The organism is Pseudomonas sp. 58 R 3, from assembly GCF_900006605.1.
Lineage (GTDB): Bacteria > Pseudomonadota > Gammaproteobacteria > Pseudomonadales > Pseudomonadaceae > Aquipseudomonas > Aquipseudomonas salomonii.
On record NZ_CVTT01000043.1, the window covers coordinates 1 to 618 of the forward strand.

Sequence of the window (618 nt, forward strand, 5' to 3'; positions counted from 1 at the left end):
CTTTGTTAGTCAAGGTTGCGGTGTAAGTGATGTCACCGCCTTCAACTACCGAGGCTTTATCTGCAGTCAGGGAAACCGTGGTGTTGTCGATCGAGTCAGTGATGGCTGTTTCAGCTGCTTTCGGATCGGTGACCAGGTTCTCAAAGTTGCCGCCTTCGGTCTTCGCGATGGTAGTGCTGACAGTCGAACCGTTGTTATAGACGTCGTTGGCTGGAGTGTTGAACACGGTCGAGCCGACGGTTTCACCGGCCTTGATCGTGATGGTTTGGCCGTTGCTCAACGTTACGGTAACGTCTGTTTGCGCCTTGTTAGTCAAGGTCGCGGTGTAAGTGATATCGCCGCCTTCAACTACCGACGCTTTATCAGCAGTCAGCGAAACCGTGGTGTTGTCGATCGAGTCGGTGATGGCTGTTTCAGCTGCCTTCGGATCGGTGACCAGGTTCTCGAAATTACCGCCTTCGGTTTTGGCGATGGTGGTGCTGACCGTGCTGCCGTTGTTATAGACGTCGTTGGCTGGAGTGTTGAACACGGTCGAGCCGACGGTTTCACCGGCCTTGATCGTGATGGTCTGGCCATTGCTCAACGTTACGGTGACGTCGGTTTGCGCCTTGTTAGTCA

At 54.0% G+C, this 618-nt stretch carries 1 protein-coding gene; it reads right to left on the bottom strand.

Features of this window, described 5'->3' with window-relative positions; genetic code table 11:
• Positions 1 to 618, bottom strand: a 618-nt coding sequence (locus BFP92_RS11095; protein WP_139114051.1) for an immunoglobulin-like domain-containing protein, incomplete at both ends; no start/stop codon positions are given.